20 protein-coding genes and 1 pseudogene are annotated in these 17,579 nt (G+C 68.0%); 5 read left to right on the plus strand and 16 right to left on the minus strand.

Annotated elements, in window-relative coordinates; all coding sequences use genetic code 11:
- Window positions 1–8: 8 nt before the first annotated feature.
- Window positions 9–1,079 carry a lycopene cyclase family protein gene (locus NCO8_RS02280; RefSeq protein ID WP_067635984.1) on the minus strand — a complete coding sequence of 357 codons (1,071 nt, stop codon included), beginning with the start codon at window positions 1,077–1,079 and terminating at the stop codon, window positions 9–11.
- A 104-nt stretch (window positions 1,080–1,183) separates the two neighbouring features.
- On the opposite strand from NCO8_RS02280, the gene ku reads away from it, so the two are divergent.
- Window positions 1,184–2,092: a non-homologous end joining protein Ku gene (gene ku, locus NCO8_RS02285; RefSeq protein ID WP_067635986.1), complete on the plus strand. Its 909-nt coding sequence runs from the start codon at window positions 1,184–1,186 to the stop codon at window positions 2,090–2,092.
- A 14-nt stretch (window positions 2,093–2,106) separates the two neighbouring features.
- Entirely contained in the window at window positions 2,107–2,640 is a 534-nt protein-coding gene (locus NCO8_RS02290; protein WP_067493724.1) for a GNAT family N-acetyltransferase, read from the plus strand.
- A 46-nt stretch (window positions 2,641–2,686) separates the two neighbouring features.
- Here NCO8_RS02290 and NCO8_RS02295 read toward each other — a convergent pair whose 3' ends face one another.
- The 3 genes from NCO8_RS02295 to NCO8_RS32715 all read right to left on the minus strand — a co-directional run bounded on the left by NCO8_RS02295 (window position 2,687) and on the right by NCO8_RS32715 (window position 4,079).
- Window positions 2,687–3,187 (minus strand): DUF4189 domain-containing protein, encoded by a 501-nt coding sequence (locus NCO8_RS02295; protein ID WP_084456394.1) that lies wholly within the window; start codon window positions 3,185–3,187, stop codon window positions 2,687–2,689.
- Between the two features lie 96 nt (window positions 3,188–3,283).
- Window positions 3,284–3,829 (minus strand): riboflavin biosynthesis intermediates N-glycosidase, encoded by a 546-nt coding sequence (gene ybiA / locus NCO8_RS02300; RefSeq protein WP_245655206.1) that lies wholly within the window; start codon window positions 3,827–3,829, stop codon window positions 3,284–3,286.
- A 127-nt stretch (window positions 3,830–3,956) separates the two neighbouring features.
- Window positions 3,957–4,079, minus strand: coding sequence for a hypothetical protein (locus tag NCO8_RS32715; RefSeq protein WP_281201877.1), 123 nt, complete (start codon window positions 4,077–4,079; stop codon window positions 3,957–3,959).
- Here NCO8_RS32715 and NCO8_RS02305 point away from each other — a divergent pair.
- Window positions 4,030–4,422: pseudogene (locus NCO8_RS02305) on the plus strand (ABC transporter permease subunit); the annotation flags it as partial. The gene NCO8_RS32715 and the pseudogene NCO8_RS02305 sit on opposite strands and share 50 nt — an antisense overlap.
- A gap of 18 nt (window positions 4,423–4,440) precedes the next feature.
- Here NCO8_RS02305 and NCO8_RS02310 read toward each other — a convergent pair.
- Window positions 4,441–5,715, minus strand: coding sequence for a PucR family transcriptional regulator (locus NCO8_RS02310; protein WP_084456542.1), 1,275 nt, complete (start codon window positions 5,713–5,715; stop codon window positions 4,441–4,443).
- Between the two features lie 147 nt (window positions 5,716–5,862).
- Here NCO8_RS02310 and NCO8_RS02315 point away from each other — a divergent pair, with 147 nt between their 5' ends.
- Complete coding sequence (locus NCO8_RS02315) at window positions 5,863–6,495, plus strand: TetR/AcrR family transcriptional regulator (RefSeq protein ID WP_067493714.1); 633 nt, start codon at window positions 5,863–5,865, stop codon at window positions 6,493–6,495.
- Between the two features lie 52 nt (window positions 6,496–6,547).
- Here NCO8_RS02315 and NCO8_RS02320 read toward each other — a convergent pair whose 3' ends face one another.
- From NCO8_RS02320 to NCO8_RS02370, 11 genes are all read right to left on the minus strand, one after another.
- Entirely contained in the window at window positions 6,548–6,976 is a 429-nt protein-coding gene (locus NCO8_RS02320) for a DUF4189 domain-containing protein (RefSeq protein WP_067635991.1), read from the minus strand.
- A 148-nt stretch (window positions 6,977–7,124) separates the two neighbouring features.
- On the minus strand, window positions 7,125–7,553 hold the full coding sequence (locus NCO8_RS02325; protein WP_067493710.1) for a DUF4189 domain-containing protein: 429 nt from the start codon (window positions 7,551–7,553) through the stop codon (window positions 7,125–7,127).
- 179 nt (window positions 7,554–7,732) lie between these two features.
- Window positions 7,733–8,167, minus strand: coding sequence for a DUF4189 domain-containing protein (locus tag NCO8_RS02330; protein ID WP_067635998.1), 435 nt, complete (start codon window positions 8,165–8,167; stop codon window positions 7,733–7,735).
- A gap of 170 nt (window positions 8,168–8,337) precedes the next feature.
- Window positions 8,338–8,730 (minus strand): metal-sulfur cluster assembly factor, encoded by a 393-nt coding sequence (locus tag NCO8_RS02335; RefSeq protein WP_067493905.1) that lies wholly within the window; start codon window positions 8,728–8,730, stop codon window positions 8,338–8,340.
- Entirely contained in the window at window positions 8,730–9,206 is a 477-nt protein-coding gene (gene sufU / locus NCO8_RS02340; protein WP_067636000.1) for a Fe-S cluster assembly sulfur transfer protein SufU, read from the minus strand. The genes NCO8_RS02335 and sufU overlap by 1 nt, the downstream gene beginning before the upstream one ends.
- 3 nt (window positions 9,207–9,209) lie before the next feature.
- On the minus strand, window positions 9,210–10,472 hold the full coding sequence (locus tag NCO8_RS02345) for a cysteine desulfurase (protein ID WP_157104750.1): 1,263 nt from the start codon (window positions 10,470–10,472) through the stop codon (window positions 9,210–9,212).
- A gap of 5 nt (window positions 10,473–10,477) precedes the next feature.
- A complete protein-coding gene (gene sufC / locus NCO8_RS02350; RefSeq protein ID WP_067636002.1) occupies window positions 10,478–11,245 on the minus strand; it encodes a Fe-S cluster assembly ATPase SufC in 768 nt (255 codons plus the stop codon).
- Window positions 11,246–11,278: 33 nt separating this feature from the next.
- Window positions 11,279–12,457 carry a Fe-S cluster assembly protein SufD gene (gene sufD, locus NCO8_RS02355; RefSeq protein ID WP_067636004.1) on the minus strand — a complete coding sequence of 393 codons (1,179 nt, stop codon included), beginning with the start codon at window positions 12,455–12,457 and terminating at the stop codon, window positions 11,279–11,281.
- Window positions 12,457–13,893: a Fe-S cluster assembly protein SufB gene (gene sufB, locus NCO8_RS02360; RefSeq protein WP_067493700.1), complete on the minus strand. Its 1,437-nt coding sequence runs from the start codon at window positions 13,891–13,893 to the stop codon at window positions 12,457–12,459. Before sufB ends, sufD begins: the two co-directional genes overlap by 1 nt.
- A complete protein-coding gene (locus tag NCO8_RS02365) occupies window positions 13,890–14,648 on the minus strand; it encodes a helix-turn-helix transcriptional regulator (protein WP_067636006.1) in 759 nt (252 codons plus the stop codon). The genes sufB and NCO8_RS02365 overlap by 4 nt, the downstream gene beginning before the upstream one ends.
- A gap of 332 nt (window positions 14,649–14,980) precedes the next feature.
- Entirely contained in the window at window positions 14,981–16,456 is a 1,476-nt protein-coding gene (locus NCO8_RS02370; protein ID WP_067636007.1) for an FAD-dependent oxidoreductase, read from the minus strand.
- A gap of 189 nt (window positions 16,457–16,645) precedes the next feature.
- Between NCO8_RS02370 and NCO8_RS02375 the strand changes: the two genes are divergently transcribed.
- Window positions 16,646–17,542: a rhomboid family intramembrane serine protease gene (locus NCO8_RS02375; protein ID WP_067636009.1), complete on the plus strand. Its 897-nt coding sequence runs from the start codon at window positions 16,646–16,648 to the stop codon at window positions 17,540–17,542.
- Window positions 17,543–17,579: the final 37 nt, after the last annotated feature.

A 17,579-nucleotide genomic window follows, 5' to 3' on the forward strand; every position in this document is an offset into this window, starting at 1 on the left:
GCTGTCGCTCAGCCGAGTCCGAGCGAGGAGGTCGCCAGGGTGCGCCGGACCCGAGGCGGAAGGCCTGCGAACAGGGTGGCCATCGCGGCGAGGGTGCCGGTCAGGTCGTCGTGGCCGGACAGGTACGAGCGCTGCTGGGCCGCGGGGAGATCGAAGAACGCCTCGAAGAAGACCGGTACGTCGCGGGGCGGGAGGGCGAGCAGGGACCGTAGCCCGGCCCGGCGCAGGGCCGCCACCGCGCGTGCGCGTGCGGTCCACAACCGGTTGCCCTCGACGACGGTGTCGGCGGCGGCGAGCGAGGCGGCGACGCTGTATCCGGTGGCTGGGTGGATCAGGCCGCCCGCGGCTCCGAACCGGCCGCCGCCGGGCTTGCCGCCTTCCACCGGGAACCGCACCCGCTCAACCGGTTCCGTGCCCTCGAGTTCGATGCCGCGTTGCCGGAGCCGGTGTTCCAGTCGCGTGCGCAGCAACTCGGGTGTCAGTGCCGGGCGCCCGGCAAGGCATGTCTCCTCGAACAGCATCCGGCCCTTCGCCACCGGCACCGTGTAGAGAAACGACCGGGGTTCGTCGGGTCCGGCGCCGTTGTCGAGCCGCCAGTCCATGAACACGCAGGGCTCGTCCGCTTCGACGACCACCCCGTAGGCGGTCTGTTCGGCCCGCTCCGGTGCGCGCCCGACTCCCCGCGCGTCGATCACCCGGCCGTGGAAGACTTGCCCACCCGCCGTCCGCACCGAACCCGCCCGCGCGTCCACCTGGGTGACCCGGTCCGCGATCACCCGGACCCCGTCCACCGCCAGGGCGTTCTGCAACCGCGGCGTATCGAACACCCGGTACTCCCGCTCGATCCGGTGCTCCCCCATCGCCCACACCGTCGGTTCCGCTCCGTCCCCGGCGAAAACCTCGTCCCCCACCCACTCCGGAAGCTCGTCCGCCCACGCCGCGTACGTCGCCGTCCACGTCCGCTCCGGACGAGGATCGATCGCCACCACCGACAAACCCCGCACGGCCGCCCGGTGGGCCACGGCCCTGCCCGCGGGCCCCAACCCACAAACGATCAACTCAGCGCGCACGCCCACAATTTGACCAGACCTGTCATGGAATCAAGCGCTCGCGCATTACGACGGGGCACCGGTTGTGCATCGCCCGCTCGCCCCGGGAGCACGAATCGATCATGATGGGGTCTATGAGGTCGATCTGGAAGGGCTCGATCGCTTTCGGGCTGGTCAACGTCCCGGTCAAGGTCTATACCGCGACCGAGGACCATGACATCCGGTTTCATCAGGTCCACGCCAAGGACGGGGGCCGGATCAAATACGACCGGGTCTGCCAGGTGTGCGGCAAATCGGTGCAGTATTCCGATATCGACAAGGCGTATGTGTCACCCGACGGCGAGCAGGTCGTGCTCACCGACGAGGACTTCGCCAAATTGCCCGCCGCGGAGAAACACGAGATCCCGGTGCTCGAATTCGTGCCGTCGGATCAGATCGACCCCGTGCTGTTCGACAAGAGTTATTACCTGGAACCCGATTCGGCGACGCCGAAGGCGTATCAGCTGCTTGCCGCGACACTCGAACGGATCGACAAAACGGCACTCGTGCATTTCACGTTGCGGCAGAAGACCCGGTTGGCGGCGCTACGCGTGCGTGAGGGCGTACTGGTGCTGCAGACATTGCTGTGGCCCGACGAGGTACGCGCGGTCGACTTCCCTTCGCTCGAGGACGCGCCGACTCCGCGCCCGCAGGAATTGAAGATGGCCGAAACGCTGGTCGAATCGATGTCGGGTGATTTCGATCCGGGCGAATACACCGACGAATACCAGATCGAATTGCAGAAATTGCTGGACGAGGCGATCGCCAGCGGCACCGGCAAGGTCGAATCCACCGCCGCCGAACCGGCCGAGCAGCCCGATGCCGAGGTGGTCGATCTGGTGGCCGCCTTGCAGCGCAGCCTCGAGGCGAGCGGGCGGCGAGAAGGCGAGTCGGCCGCCCCGAAGAAGAAGCCGGCGAAGAAGGCCGCGGCCAAGAAAGCGGCCCCGCGCAAGGCGGCGAGCAAATCCACGGCGAGCAAGTCCACGGCCCGCAAGGGGGCCTAGGGCACACTGGCCCCATGGACCGAGCGATCGCCGTCGTACCGATGGGTCTGGGGCACCTGCGTCAAGTCCTCGACCTCGGGCATCAGGTTTTCGACACGACGACCAAGCCGTACACGTCCTGGTCGCTGACGGCCGTCGCCGAGCATCTGGACAGCCCCGACAACGCCTGCTGGGTGGCCCTGGACTCCGATCGGGTGGTCGGGTTCGTGCTCGGTTCGATGGAGTTCGAGCACCGTGACGACTGGGCCTACCTCGAGTGGATCGCGGTGGCGCCGGATATGCAGGGGCACGGCATCGCCCGACGGTTGGTCGACGTCTGCTCGGAGGCGTTGTTCGCGCGCGGTGCCCAGCACATCGTCACCGACGTGGAGGAGCGCAACGGCGCCTCGGCGGCGCTGATGCGGCGCAGCGGTTTCGTGCCCGCGGCGACGGTCACCCTGCTGGTTCGCACCAATCCCGAGACGCCGGGCGACGACCCGCTGCCGCCGATCGCCAAACACGACCTCGTCCGGCGCGGCCGTCTGTCGCTCGACCACCCGCGACGATGAGAAGGGGCGCGAACCCTTCGGTTCGCGCCCCTTGTCGAGGAATGCGTCAGACGTTCGCCGTGCAGGCGGACAGGATGACCCGCGCCGGACGCGGCGACGCCGAGCCCAGGTCGGGGAACGGCGGGGCGCTCAGACCGAGCACATCCACCGCCGAACGCTCGGCGGCGGCCAGCGAGTGGTCCCACGACCAGCCGAACCGGTAGTCGGCGCCCTGGGCCACCGCACCGCAGGCATTGCGGAACGAGACGACCACCTGGCAGTCCCACACACCGCATTCGGCGAGCGCGGCGTGCTGGGCGTCGGCCCAGCTGCCGTAGTTCACCGCGGACGCGACCACGGCCTCGTCCGACGACAGCGCGAGCGCGCCGTAGAGGTCACCGGCGGCGGCCTGGAAACCGCCATCACGTGACACGGCGGTGTAACCGGGCGCTTCGGCGATCGCCACACCGCTGGCACCGGCGGCGGCCGGACCCGCGGCGACCACCGTGAACGCGGCCACCGCGGATACGGCGGCCACACCGAGGGCGTACTTGCCCACAACAGACATCAGAATTCTCCCCGTCGAAAGTTCGGTCCCAGACCGGGACCACCCCCAATCATGAACGCCCACAGCCCCACCGAGAAATGCCTTTCCCGAATAGCTCTACCCAGCGAGTTCCTCGCGCGCCCGCATCAACGCGAACCCCAGCAGATTCAGCCCCCGCCATCGCGTGGGATCACCCGCCCGCTCGTCCTTCGCCGACAGCCCGATCCCCCACACCCGGTCCATCGGACTCGCCTCCACGAGCACCCGCCCCGCCGTGCCCACCAAATACGACCGCAACTCCGCATCCGATCCGAACTTGGCCACACTGCCCGCCACGACAATGTCGAATCGCGCTTCCTCCCAGATACTTTGGTCGAACCCGCGGACGAGCCTGCCCATCTTCTTCGCCTCTGCGGGATGCGCGACCTCGAGCACCCGCTCGGCCGCCTCGAAATCGCCGAACAGCAGCGCCTTGCGCCACATCATGTAGTGCTCGGCGGTGGCGAACCGCTCCCCGTCGACCGAGAAGGGCGCAGGCCACCATTGACTCAGGCAGCCCGAGCCGAGCGTCCCGTCCCCACGCGGCCGATGTCCCCAGAACAGCAGGTATTTCGGCACAACTCCCCGCTCGACAGCCGCACACAATTCTTCGACCGATCGCACAGTCCACCCCATCCCTCGTTTTGGTCAAATGAACTATATAGGCTGCGCAGCGAATTCGAACCGAGGGCAAGTGAAATTCCGTCGGTACTGGCGATCCCGGTCCTCATGGCAACCGCTGCCCTGACCCTCACGGCATGCGGCTCGCCACGCTGATGTGATCCTCGCGGTCACCGACCGGGTCGCGGTGCTCGCCGAGGGCCGGTTCCGAGGCGGCGCTGTTCGTGATGATCGTGGCCGCTTCGTTCGGCATCGCCCGCATCGTGGAACAGAACCTGGTCACCGTCGACCCGGGGGTGATCGAAGCGGCCCGCGCGGCGGGTGCGGGTCCGCTGCGCATCATCCTCACGCTGCTGATCCCGGAGGCGCTCGGCCCACTGATCCTCGGCTACACCTTCGTGGTGATCGCGATCGTCGACATCTCCGCCATGGCGGGCACCGTCGGCGGCGGCGGCCTGGGCGACTTCGCCATCGTCTACGGCTACCAGCAGTTCCGATGGAGGGTCACCCTCGTCGCCGTCCTGATCATCATCGCCGGCGTCCAGGCCGTCCAGTTCCTCGGCAACTGGCCGGCCCGGAAGGTGTTGCGCCGCTGAATCACCCGGTCCCCGGAGCTAGGCCGAGCGCACGCCGCCGAGTCCCGGTGCGGGACAGACCTCGACGTCCGCCCGGGCCCGGCGCGGGCCGCTGGTACCCACCGGGCCACCCAGGCCGGTCGAGGCCACCTGCTCGGCGGCCACTCGCGGACCGGTGTGGAAGCTGCGGGCGATCATCGCCGACCGCAACTGCCACAGCCCCGAGGCCTGCGCCGGGTCGAGCCCGGTGAGCTGGGCGACGCGCCGCAGCCGGTAGTCGACGGTGTTGGTGTGGATGTGCAGCAGGCGGGCCGTACGCTGCCGGTTCATGTTGTTGGCGATGTGCACGCGCAGCGTTTCGTACAGCTCGGGGTGCTTGTCCAGCGGAGCGAGCAGTTCACCGAGCCGGGCGCGGCCGGGACCGGGTCGGGTGAGCTGGTATTCCAGCGCCAGATCGCCGAAGCGGTACAGGCCGGGTTCGCAATCGAGCCGCTCCACCATGTCGAGCAGTTCGTGGGCACGCTGCGCCGCGTCGGGGATCTCGGCCGCGGGCGAAGTCACCAGCGCCGCGGTCACATCCACGCGGGCGGCCCGCGACAGGGCCTCGACGAGGCCGTCGAGCTGATCGTCGGCGAGCAGGTCGGCCGGAATGAGCAGCGTGCCACCGTCGACCGACAGCAGCGACAGCGCCTGTTCCCCGCACCGGTGCGCCAGCGCGGCCTGCACCCGGCGCAACTTGCGCCGCGCGACCACCGAGGAGTTCAGCCGGGCATCGTGCTCGTCGGGATGCTCCCCGATCGAAAGGGCGAGCACCGCATACGATTCGGCTACCGAGATCCCGCACTCGCGGGCCATCGTGATGGTCGGCTGCCCGGCGAGCAGGGCGGAGGTGAGCGTGTGCACGGCGGTGTGGTGCTCACCGGCGATCTCGCGGTGCTCGCGGATGTAGGCGCGAGTCACGGTGGTGCACAGGACATCCGAGATGGCGATCAGCCGGCGGAACTCGTCGGGCAGGCTCATCCCGGCGCAGGCCGCGTCGAAACCGATCCGGAAACCCTCGTGCAGCGCGTGCAGGATCGTGTCGATGGGCACGCCCTCGCGCGCCCACCCCGACGCCGCGACCGCTAGCCGGTGCAGCTTGGCCTCCTCGTCGCGCCCGTCGAGCAACCCGGCGCAGATCTCGAGGCACATCCTCGTCACCGAGGTCACCTCGCCGGAGATCGCGTCACCGGGCAACGTCCGGCAGGTCGCCACGTTGTTCACGAAATGGGTGACCAGCGTGGATGTCAGCCCCCTGTCCACTGGGATCGTCATCGTCGACTCCTCCTCGTTCACACCGTTCGGTGCTGCTTCCCCGGTACCTGTCCCAACGTGATGGCCGACACCGAGGTCTTCTTCGTGACATGACTGTAGGGTGAGTAACCGCTCACCTTCTACTCCTCTTTCCCGCGAGGTGCACCGATGCCCCCACAAGCCGATAAGCAGCGCAAACGTCCGAAACAGGATCGGGCACGGGAGACGCGGGCACGCATTCTGGAGGTATCCGCTCACCTTTTCGGCACCCGGGGCATCGGCAATACCTCGACCAACCGGATCGCCAGCGAGGCGGGCATCAGCATCGGCACGCTCTACCGGTATTTCAACGACCGCGACGAGATCGTGAAAGAGCTGACCGACAGCCTGTTTCTGCAGGTGGAGGACCGATACAGCAAGTTCCTCACCGTCGCCGCGGACAAGACACCGCGCGATTCGGTGGCCGAGGTGATCCGCACCGCCGTGCAGATCCTCGTCGCCAACGGGCCCCTGGTCCGGGCACTCGTCGCCGATCTGCACTTCTACGGCAGCGGTATCCCCGAGTTCGAGCCGCGGCTGCGCATGATCATCAAGCTGTATCTGATCCACCTGCTCGGCCCGACCAAGACCATCGATATCGACACGATGGCGTTCGTAGTGCTCAACGCCGGTTTCGCCACGGCGCTGCGGTCGGTGGAAATGGAAGACGAGGGCCTGGACCGCGATGTGGTGATCGACCAGACCGCCGACATGATCGGCGCCTGGATCGCCTCGGCGCTCGAGGCCGAACCGGCCCGATAACGCGACGGGCCCGGATCCCACGAGAGGATCCGGGCCCGGTGTTCGGTATCGATCAGCGCGCGTTGGCGGTGCAGATCGCGTCGACGACGTGGGCGCCGCTCAGGTTGGCCGAACCGGTGTTGGCCAGCATGGCGGTCGGGGTCAGCTCGGTCAGGCTCTCGTAGGCCGTGCGCTCGGCATCGGCCCGGGTCGGGCCGGACGCCCACGCGAGGCCGTCGTTGCTCTGGACCAGAACGCCGCAGCCGTTGGCCCAGGTCATGACCTCGTTGCAGTCGGCCAGGTGGCAGTCGGCGATCGCCGCGGCGATGGCGGCCTCGGCGCTGCCCTCGTTCACGCTGATGCCGTAGATGGCCTCGTTGTCGCTCAACGCGACCGACGCCCACTGGTCACCCGCCGCGCTCGCCGAACCGGCACCGAGCACCGACCCGGCCGCAAGGCCGAGTGCCACAACGGCGAAGCCGGCCTTACTCATGAAACTCATTCGAATGTTCTCCTCTGGAAACTGTTCCGGAAGTCCGGAACCTTCCAGATCATCATCGAAAGTTCGGTAATAGCCAACTCCAGGGGTAAAGGTACCGACGCAAAAGAACCCGGATCCGCTCGAGATCCGGGTCCGATTGCTATCGCGTTCAGCTCGCGTTGGTGGTGCACACCGTTTCGATCACGGTGCCGCCTGCCATCTGCGACGAGCCGAGGTTGACGAGCAGGTTCTGCGGGGTGCCCTCGGTGAGCGCGAGGTAGGCCTCCCGCTCGGCCTCGGCGCGGTTCGAGCCCTTGCCCCAGGCGATGTACTGCTCGTTCTCCACCAGGGCCAGGCAGCCGTTCACCCAGGACACCTCGATGGCGCAGCCGTCCGCGCCGCACTGATCCAGTGCGGCGGCCTCGGCCTCGGCGCGGGTGGGGTAGTCGACCGAACGGCCGTAGTTCGACCAGTCGGCGTCCACGGCCATGGCGCCCCACTGGTCACCCGCCGCGCTCGCCGAACCGGCACCGAACACCGACCCGGCCGCAAGGCCGAGTGCCACAACGGCGAAGCCGGCCTTACTCATGAAACTCATTCGAATGTTCTCCTCTGGAAGCAGTTCCGGAAGTCCGGAACTTTCCAGATCATCATGCAATTCGCGCGAAAGGCCAACCGAAACGCGAAATCTCACATCACCGGCTTCGGTGTATCACCGACGGAGAAACGACGGGCCCGGATCCTGAGAGAGGATCCGGGCCCGCGTCGTTGCGTCGATCAGCGCGCGTTGGCGGTGCAGACCACGCGGGCGACCTTGGCACCACTCAGGTCCGAGGACCCGAAGTTCGCGAGCTGGGCGGTCGGGGTGAGCTCGGAGAGTCGCTCGAACGCCGCGCGCGTCGCCTCGGCCGCGGTGCGCCCCGAGGCCGCCGCCACGCCGTCGTCGCTGACGACCAGTGTGCCGCAGCCGTTCGCCCACGAGATCATGACCTTGCAGTCGGCGGCGCCGTTGGTGCCGCAGCTCGCGATCGCCTGCTCGCGCGCCTCTTGCTCGCTCGGCCAGCTGCTGCTCGACCCGTAGGTCCAATCGGTCGTACTGAAAGCGATCGCGCCGAACATGCTCTGCGCGTTCGCGGTACCGGCGCCGAACACCGAACCGGCCGCAAGACCGAGCGCCGCGACGGCGAAGCCGGCCTTACCCATGAAACTCATTCGAAAGTTCTCCTCTGACAAACAGTTCCGCGATCGCGGAACCGACAAGTGGACCATTTCGGACCACCGTCCGCCAATCGGAGTGACGCACTTCACGTTTGAACGCGGATGCGAAAACGCCGCAGGCCCGGCACCCACGCGGGGTCCGGGCCTGCGGCGAAAAGTGTTGTCTAGACCGTGAATCCGAGGGCGCGCAGCTGTTCGCGGCCGTCGTCGGTGATCTTGTCGGGACCCCACGGGGGCATCCAGACCCAGTTGATCTTCAGGTCCTCGACCAGGCCGCTGCGCACCAGGGCGTTGCGGGACTGGTCCTCGATGACGTCGGTCAGCGGGCAGGCCGCCGAGGTGAGCGTCATGTCGAGGGTGCAGATGTTGGCGTCGTCGACGGACATGCCGTACACGAGGCCGAGGTCGACGACATTGATCCCGAGTTCGGGGTCGACCACATCGCGCATGGCCTCTTCCAGATCGGCGATGTGCTGGATCTGCTCGGGCGTCAACTCCGCTTCGGGAGTGGGCGCGGCGGTTTCGGTCGTGGCTTCGTCAGCCTTGGTCTCACTCATCACGCATCCCCATTTCCCATGGCAGGCTTGGCATCTTCGGCCGAGGCGATCTGCACGACGGCGTCCTTGAACGCCATCCACCCCAGCAGTGCGCACTTCACGCGCGCGGGGTACTTGGCGACACCGGCGAGCGCGATACCGTCGCCGATCATGTCCTCGTCGCCCTCGACGGTGCCGCGGCTCGAGATCATCTCGCTGTAGGAGTCGACCACCTTCAGCGCCTGCTGCACCGGCAGTCCGATCACCTGATCGGTGAGGATCGAGGTGGCGGCCTGGCTGATCGAGCAGCCCTGACCGTCGTAGGAGACATCGGCGACCTCGCCCGCGTCGTCGATGTGCACGCGCAGGGTCACCTCGTCACCGCAGGTCGGGTTCACGTGGTGCACCTGGGCACCGAACGGTTCCCGCAGCCCGCGGTGGTGCGGGTGCTTGTAGTGGTCCAGGATCACTTCCTGGTACATCTGCTCCATGCGCATGTTCTATGCAACTCCGAAGAAGGTCTGAGCCTTCCGCACGGCCGTGACCAGTGCGTCGACCTCGTCGAGCGTGTTGTAGGCGGCGAAGGACGCCCGCGCGGTCGCGGCGACACCGAAGCGTCGGTGCAGCGGCCACGCGCAGTGGTGCCCGACCCGGATGGCGACACCCTGGTCGTCGAGGATCTGGCCCACGTCGTGGGCGTGTACCCCGTCGACGACGAACGACACCGCGCCACCGCGATCCACGTTCTCGGTGGGCCCGATGATGCGCACACCCTCGATGGCGCCCAGACCCTCGAGCGCGGCACCGGTGAGCGCGTGTTCGTGCGCGGCGATCGCGTCCATGCCGAGATCCTCGAGATACCGCACCGCGGCGGCCAGACCGACGACCTGCGAGGTCATCGGGGTGCCCGCCTCGAAGCGCTGCGGCGGCGGCGCGTAGGTGGTCTTCTCCATGGTGACGGTCTCGATCATCGACCCGCCCGTGATGTACGGCGGGGTCTCCTCGAGCAGCGCCCGACGGCCGTACAGGCCACCCACCCCCATCGGGCCGAACATCTTGTGACCGGAGAACGCGGCGAAATCGACGCCGAGCTCACGGAAGTCGACCCCGAGGTGCGGCACCGACTGGCAGGCGTCGAGCACGACCAGCGCGCCGACTTCCTTTGCCCGCCGGACCAATTCGGCAACCGGAGCAACCGCACCGGTGACGTTGGACTGGTGGGTGAACGCGAGAACCTTCGTCGCGGGCGACAGTTCGAGCGAGTCCAGGTCGATGCGTCCGTCGTCGGTGACCCCGTACCACTTGAGCGTGGCACCGGTGCGACGCGCGAGTTCCTGCCACGGAACGAGATTCGCGTGGTGTTCGAGCTCGGTGATCACGATCTCGTCGCCGGGTCCGACCTTGTGCGGAAACCGGTCGTCACCGAAGGCGTTGGCCACCAGGTTCAGCGACTCGGTCGCGTTCTTGGTGAACACGATCTCGCCCGCGTCGGCACCGACGAAGCGCGCGATGACCTCCCGCGCGTCCTCATAGGAGTCGGTGGCCTCCTCGGCGAGCTGGTGCGCACCGCGGTGCACCGCCGAGTTGCGGGTGAGCAGGAAGTCGCGCTCGGCGTCGAGCACCTGCAGCGGGCGCTGCGAGGTGGCACCGGAATCCAGGTACACCAACGGTTTCCCGTCCCGCACCGTGCGGTGCAGGATGGGGAAGTCGGCCCGGATGCGGGCCACGTCGAGGGCCGACCCCGAGACGGACACAGCGGTCATGGTTGTCAGGCTCCAGTGGTCGCGGAGGTGAAGCGCACGTACCCGTTCGCGTCGAGTTCCTCGGCCAGCTCGGAGCCACCCTCGGCCACGATGCGGCCGTTGACGAACACGTGCACGAAGTCGGGCTTGATGTAGCGCAGGATGCGGGTGTAGTGCGTGATCAGCAGGACGCCACCGTCCTCGCGCTCCTTGTAGCGGTTCACGCCGTCGGAGACGATGCGCAGCGCGTCGACGTCGAGGCCGGAGTCGGTCTCGTCGAGGATCGCGATCTTCGGCTTGAGCAGACCGAGCTGCAGGACCTCGTGGCGCTTCTTCTCGCCACCGGAGAAGCCCTCGTTCACCGAGCGGTCGGCGAAAGCCGAGTCGATGTCGAGTTCCTTCATCGACTCCTTGACTTCCTTGACCCAGGTGCGCAGCTTCGGCGCCTCACCGCGCACGGCGGTGGCGGCGGTGCGCAGGAAGTTCGACATCGAGACACCGGGGACCTCGACCGGGTACTGCATGGCCAGGAACAGGCCGGCGCGGGCGCGCTCGTCGACCGACATGTCGAGGACGTTCTCGCCGTCGAGGGTGATGGTGCCCTGGGTGACGGTGTACTTGGGGTGACCCGCGATCACGTAGGACAGCGTGGACTTGCCCGAGCCGTTGGGGCCCATGATGGCGTGCGTCTCGCCCGACTTAACGGTCAGGTTCACGCCGTTGAGGATCTGCTTGGACTCACCCTCCGGCGTGGTGATCTCGGCGTGCAGGTCCTTGATTTCCAAGGTGGTCATCGAATTCGAATCCTTCGTTGCAGTAAGTGGGTGTCAGATACCGACAGTGGCGAGTTCGGCCTCGATGGCCGCCTCGAGCCGCTCCCGGACCTCGGGGACCGTGACCTTCTGGATGATCTCGAAGAAGAAACCGCGCACGACCAGGCGGCGGGCCACATCCTCGGGAATGCCACGAGCGCGCAGGTAGAACAGCTGCTCGTCGTCGAAGCGGCCGGTGGCACTGGCGTGTCCGGCACCGGCGATCTCGCCGGTCTCGATCTCCAGGTTCGGCACCGAATCGGCGCGGGCGCCGTCGGTGAGCACCAGGTTGCGGTTCGCCTCGTAGGTGTCGGTGCCCTCGGCCGCGGCACGGATCAGCACATCGCCGATCCAGACCGTGCGGGCGTCGCCCTTCGGCGAGGACGGGTCACCCTGCAGCGCACCCTTGTACAGCACGTTGGACTTGCAGTTGGGCTCGGCGTGATCGACCAGCAGCCGCTGCTCGAAGTGCTGGCCCGCGTCGGCGAAGTACAGGCCGAACAGTTCGGCCTCGCCGCCGGGACCGGCGTAGCGCACGGTGCCCGACAGGCGGACCAGGTCGCCGCCGAGGGTCGCCGACACGTGCCGCAGGTTCGCGTCGCGACCCAGCTTCAGGTGATGCGCGGTGACGTGCACGGCGTCGTCGGCCCATTCCTGGACGGCGACGACGGTGAGCTTGGCGCTGTCACCGAGCACGAATTCGACGTTCTCGGCGTAGGTTCCGCTGCCGCGCTGATCGAGCACGATCGTGGCGACGGCGAAGTTGTCCAGCCGGATCTGCAGGTGACCGTAGGCGGTCTTGCCCTCACCCGGACCGGTGACGGTCACGGTGACGGGGTCGGAAACCTCGGTCTCCTTGCCCACGGTGATGACCGTGGCCGTCTCGAAGCCCGAATAGGCCTGGGCGGCAACGCGATCGGCCGGGGTACCGGCCTGACCGAGCCGGGCGTCGGTGCGGTCGACCGTTTCCACGGTGACACCGGCGACTTCGCTCACCTCGACAGTGGCCTGACCGTCACGCACGGCCGTACCGTCGTGCAGGCCGCGCAGCCGACGCAGCGGGGTGAACCGCCACGCCTCGTCACGACCCGACGGGATCTCGAATGCGTCCACGTCGAACGAGGTGAAGACCTCGCCCTTGTTGACCGCGGCGCCCGCGCCCGGATTCTGGGTCGGCGTCTCGAGCGTCGACATCAGCCCACGGCCCCTTCCATCTGCAGCTCGATGAGCCGGTTCAGTTCCAGTGCGTATTCCATCGGCAGTTCCTTGGCGATGGGCTCCACGAAGCCGCGCACCACCATGGCCATCGCCTCGTCCTCGGTGAGACCGCGGCTCATCAGGTAGAACAGCTGATCCTCGGACACCTTGGAGACCGTGGCCTCGTGGCCCATGGTCACGTCGTCCTCGCGGATGTCGACGTAGGGGTAGGTGTCGGAGCGGCTGATCGTGTCGACCAGCAGCGCGTCACACTTCACGGTCGACTTGGAGCCGTTGGCACCCTTGTTGACCTGGACCAGACCGCGGTACGACGCGCGACCGCCGCCACGCGCCACCGACTTCGACACGATGGTCGAGGAGGTGTGCGGGGCCAGGTGCAGCATCTTGGCGCCGGTGTCCTGGTGCTGGCCGGGGCCGGCGAACGCAACGGAGAGGACCTCGCCGTGCGCGTGCTCACCGGTCATCCAGACCGCCGGGTACTTCATGGTGACCTTGGAGCCGATGTTGCCGTCGACCCACTCCATGGTGGCGCCCGCCTCGGCCTTGGCCCGCTTGGTGACCAGGTTGTAGACGTTGTTGGACCAGTTCTGGATGGTCGTGTAGCGGCAGCGGCCGCCCTTCTTCACGATGATCTCGACGACCGCGGAGTGCAGCGAGTCGGACTTGTAGATCGGCGCGGTGCAGCCCTCGACGTAGTGGACGTAGGCGTCCTCGTCGACGATGATCAGCGTCCGCTCGAACTGGCCCATGTTCTCGGTGTTGATCCGGAAGTAGGCCTGCAACGGGATGTCGACGTGCACGCCCGGCGGCACGTAGATGAACGAGCCACCCGACCACACGGCGGTGTTGAGCGCGGAGAACTTGTTGTCACCGGCGGGGATCACCGAGCCGAAGTACTCCTGGAAGATCTCCGGGTGCTCCTTGAGCGCGGTGTCGGTGTCGAGGAAGATGACGCCCTGCTTCTCCAGGTCCTCGCGGATGGAGTGGTAGACGACCTCGGACTCGTACTGCGCGGCGACACCGGACACGAGACGCTGCTTCTCGGCCTCGGGGATACCCAGCTTGTCGTAAGTGTTCTTGATGTCCTCGGGCAGGTCTTCCCAGCTCTCGGCCTGCTTCTCCGAGGAGCGGACGAAGTACTTGATGTTGTCGAAGTCGATGCCGTCGAGGTTGGAACCCCAGTTCGGCATGGGCTTGCGATCGAAGATGCGCAGGGCCTTGAGACGGATGTCGAGCATCCACTCCGGCTCGCTCTTCTTGGCCGAGATGTCGCGAACGACAGCCTCCGACAGGCCGCGTTGCGCACTGGCACCGGCCACATCCGAATCGGCCCAGCCGTAACCGTAGTTACCCAGCGAGGCGATGGTCTCGTCCTGGGTCAGCGGTTGCACCTGGTCGGTGGTCGTCGTCATTCGGCACTCCTTCCGGAGTCGTTCGTTCGTCCCGCCGCGGGCTGTGCGGCGGATGGGATTTTCGGCACCGCGACCAGCGGCACATGGGTGGTGCAGGCGCAATCGCCGTTGGCGATCGTCGCAAGTCGCTGCACGTGGGTGCCGAGCAGGTCGCGGAAAGCGTCCAGTTCGGCGGCGCACAGCTGCGGGAACTCCTCGGCCACGTGGGCCACCGGGCAATGATGCTGGCAGATCTGCACACCGGCACCCACCTGGCGGGTGGTCGCGGCGAAACCGGCGTCGGCGAACGCCTCGGCGATCTCCTCGACCTTGGCCTCGATCACGGGGGCGCTGTGCTCGGCGACCGGCTCGATGCCGTCGACGATCGTGCGCACCCGTTTGCGGGCGAACTCGCTGATCGCCTCGTCGCCACCGATCTCACCGAGCTGACGAATCGCGGCGCCTGCCAGGTCGTCGTAGGCGTGGCCGAGGTTGCCACGTCCGGCCGCGGTGAGCTGGTATTGCTTGGCTGGCCTGCCGCGCCCCTTCTGCTGCCACGGCGCCGACTGGCTCGCACGCGCCTGACCTGCGTCGATCAGCGCGTCGAGGTGCCTGCGCACTCCCGCGGGCGCGAGCCCGAGTTCGGCACTGATGGCGGTGGCGGTGATCGGACCCTGCTCGAGCAGCAACTGGACGATGGCCGCCCGGGTCTGCCCCTCGTGCGCGGGCACAGCAGACGACCGGGTGCCGGTCGTCTTACGACCGGTCCCTTCCACGCCTGTCCGCAAACCCACGGTTTTCACAACACCAGTGTGGCGGAATTACTTCCCTAAATCTAATAAGGGTCACCTTGCCAAGGGCACCCTGACCTGCGGCGAAGACGTCACACCACCGCACGGCCTTCGTAAAACCCCAGGTGCGGCCCCTACCCGCGGACCCGTTCACCGACCGCGAGGTGACTCATCGCACACCCGGCAGATCTCCGCACGCCCCGGCGAGCAATCCCGAGACCAGCGCATACCCGACCTGGGCACTCGAACACCACGCTCTGGTGGCGGGAGGCTCTCGCGAGACGTCGCCACCAGAGCGTGGTGATCGGTTGTCCAGCTCAGCGGGGAGAGAGGGGGTGGGTGGCCGGGCCTTCGATGACGGCGCCGTCGGGTTCGAAGCGGGAGCCGTGCAGGGGGCAGTCCCAGGTGCGTTCGGCGTCGTTCCAGTGGAGGATGCCGCCCAGGTGCGGGCAGATCGCGGAGATCTCGGTGGTGACGCCGTCGACGGTGGAGACGGCGGTGGGATGCAGCCCGTGGCGTTCGACGCGGCCGCAGCCCTCCGGGGGAATGCTGTGCTCGTCGGCGCCGAGCAGGTGCAGCCAGCCGGTGGACAGGTAGCGGGCGACGGTCGCGTTGACGCGGGCGCCCGCCGGGAGGGAGGCGACTTCGCCGAGCCGCCAGGCGGAGAGGGTGTCGGCCCATTTCGGCGTGTCGCCGGTGATGCGGCCCGCGAGGGCGAGTGCGGCGGCGGCGCCGTTGGTGAAACCCCACTTGGCGAACCCAGTGGCGACGAGGACTTCCTCGCGACCGGGAACGAGCGGGCCGACGTAGGGAAGTTCGCCCACGGGGTGGTAATCCTGCGCCGACCAGCGGTGCAGCAGTTCCGCGCCCGGGAACCACCGGCCGGTCCAGTCGAGCAGGTCTTGCACGTGGGCCTCCGCGGAATCCTCGCGGCCCACCTCGTGGCCGCTGCCACCGACCAGGAGCACGTCGTCGGCCGGGTAGCGGCGCAGCGACCGGATCGGTTGTCCCGCACTGATGTACATCTCCTCCGGCATCGGCCCTGGCACCTTGAACGCGGCCAGATAGGAGCGCTGGGCGGTGACGCGGGCGAAGTAGCCGCCCCGGTCGAAGATCGGTGTTCCGGTCGCGACGACGACGTTGTTCGCATCCACCTCGCCGTGTTCGGTACCGATCACCACCCGGCCGTCGTGGTGGCGAAGCCGTTGTGCGCGCGTCGATTCGAAGATCGACCCGCCCTGGGTTTCGACTTCGGCGGCGAGGGCGGCCAGGAAGGCCATCGGGTTGAGCTGGGCCTGTTCGCGCAGCCGCACGGCACCGTGGAGCGGGAACGGAACGTCGACGTCGTCGACCAGGTCGGTGGGCAGTCCGGCCGACCGCGTCGCCTCGAATTCCGCTCGGACGGCGGACATCTCGGATTCGTTCTGGGCATAGGTGTAGGCGGCCACGCGCTCGACGGCGAGGTCGCGTCCGGCGCAGAAATCCAGCAGCCAGTCGAAGCCGTCGAGATTGGCGGCGACGTAGCGCGAGAGGGTCGCGATGCCGTGCCTGCGGGCGATGGTCTGGGCCCGGGTGCCCTGCAGGAGCGAGACTTTCGCCGTCGACGCGGCCGTGGTGCCCGCGCCGACCCGTTTCGCCTCGATCACCGCCACCTCGCGGCCGCGCTCGGCCAACAGCAGCGCGGTCGTCAACCCGACGATGCCCGCGCCGAGGACGACGGTGTCGAAGTGCGAACCGGGGGTCAGCCGTAACCGGGCGGGGACTTCGGCGTTGTTCAACCACAGAGACGTCATGGGGAGCGCATAGCCCGGCCGGGCCGGTCGAAACCGGACACGCCCACCGGACCGCCGCACCCCTATGCCGACCCGTGCGCCTCGCCGAGGTGCAGATGGTCTGCCGTCGCCGGGAACCGTGGGCGAGCCGCCGACCGACGACGTTCTCACAGCCCGGCTCGTGTCGGTGACTCATGGCACGATGACCATGTGTCACACCCGCCCGCACAGACGTGCGTCCGCCACCCAGACCGGCCGACCGGCCTCGCGTGTACGCGCTGCGGCCGCCCCGCCTGCCCCGAATGCCTCCGCTCGGCCGCCGTCGGCCAGCACTGCGTGGACTGCGTGCGGCAGGGTCAGCGCGACGTGCGGCAGGTGCGCACCGTCGCGGGCGCCCGGGCAGGCGCGTCGCCGGTACCGATGGTGACCTACGGGCTGATCGCGATCAATGTCCTGGTCTACCTGGTGACCGCCGCGCAGGCGGGCAACCCGATGCAGAACCATCGGGGTTCGTCGGTGTTCGGCGAGTTCGTGCTGGTCCCGCTGCTGGTCGCCGACGGTGAGTGGTGGCGGGTGCTCGGTTCGGGGTTCCTGCACTACGGCGCGATCCATCTGCTGGTCAACATGTTCGCGCTCTACGTCGTCGGCCGCGACCTCGAGCAGGTGCTCGGCCGGGTCACCTACGGCTGCCTGTATCTGGTCTCGCTGCTCGGCGGTTCGGCGGCGGTGATGGCGCTGTCGGATCCGTACACCATGACCGCGGGCGCGTCGGGCGCGGTGTACGGCCTGTTCGGCGCCGTGACGGTGACGCTGATCCGCTTGCGGCAGAGCCCGACTCCGATGCTGGTGGTGATCGGCGTCAACGTGCTCATCAGCTTCTCGCTGCCGGGGATCTCGCTGTGGGGTCACCTCGGTGGACTGGCGGCGGGCACGCTCAGCGCGCTGGGCATCCTGTTCGTTCCCGGCTGGCTGTCGGCGCGGGACCTGCGGTCGGCGCAGCGCATCGGCTGGGTGGCGATGGGCCTGGTCGCGGTGATCTGTCTGGTCGTCATCGTCGCGGCCGCGCTCTGGGTACGCACCGACCCGGTGTTCGTCGGTCCCGCCTGATTCGCGCAGGTCGGGGCGGCGACGCCGACCGGTGCCA

This window comes from Nocardia coubleae NBRC 108252, assembly GCF_001612805.1.
GTDB lineage: Bacteria > Actinomycetota > Actinomycetes > Mycobacteriales > Mycobacteriaceae > Nocardia > Nocardia coubleae.